We start from the raw sequence: 359 nt of genomic DNA, 5'->3' as shown, positions 1-359 counted from the left end.
CCCAGGTCCAGGGCGGTCCGCCGCTCCCCCACGACGGTGCCCCGCAGGTCCACGAGCACGGCCCGTACCTCGTCCCGGTCCAGGTGGACGCCGACCGCATGGCCGGCCTCCGGCACCAGCCGGAGCACCGTGCGCGGCTTGCCCCCGGTCGACGCGCGGCGCCCGGCCTCCGCCGCGAGGCCGTCATCCCGCAGCCGGGCCGTGATCTTGCTGACCGCCTGGGGGGTGAGCCCGGTGCGCTCGGCGAGTTCGAGCCGGCTGATGCCCTGGTCCCCGGCCGTGCGCAGCAGGTCGAGCACCAGCGCGGCGTTGTGGCTGCGCGGGACGAGCAGGTTCGCCCCTGTCTCTAATACACATCT

Annotated in this window: 1 protein-coding gene; it reads right to left on the bottom strand. The window is 75.2% G+C overall.

Annotated elements, in window-relative coordinates:
• On the bottom strand, window positions 1-332 hold a 332-nt coding region (locus tag C1J00_RS44245; protein ID WP_146046451.1), incomplete at its 3' end, for a winged helix-turn-helix transcriptional regulator.
• Window positions 333-359 lie beyond the last annotated feature (27 nt).

Origin of the sequence: Streptomyces cahuitamycinicus (assembly GCF_002891435.1) — a bacterium.
Taxonomy (GTDB): Bacteria; Actinomycetota; Actinomycetes; order Streptomycetales; family Streptomycetaceae; genus Streptomyces; species Streptomyces cahuitamycinicus.
The sequence above is the reverse complement of the archived record's forward strand: the minus strand, read 5'-3'. Positions and strand labels throughout refer to the sequence as shown.